Consider the following 251-nt stretch of genomic DNA (forward strand, 5'->3'; position numbering starts at 1 on the left):
GCGCCACCCGCGCAATACCAGCGGGGATGACGATTCCGTACTCGCGCAGCAGGCCGCGCACGAGGTTGATCGTGGCCGTGCGCTGCGCCTTGAGTTGCTCACGCACGCGATGCAGCGCCTGCAGCCCTGTTGGCGCGGCGTCTTGACCGGCACCTCGCTGATCTGCGGACAGCGGGCAGCCTCCACCAGCCCGGCGGCATCGGCACGGTCGGTTTTGTTCCCGCGGACATAAGGCCGCACGTCGCGCGGCG

Annotated in this window: 1 pseudogene; it reads right to left on the reverse strand. The window is 70.1% G+C overall.

Annotated features, from left to right (window positions below):
• A pseudogene (locus IB242_RS20315) lies at window positions 1-251 on the reverse strand (transposase); the annotation flags it as partial.

The sequence above is a fragment of the Xanthomonas sp. XNM01 genome (assembly GCF_014851915.1).
GTDB lineage: Bacteria > Pseudomonadota > Gammaproteobacteria > Xanthomonadales > Xanthomonadaceae > Pseudoxanthomonas.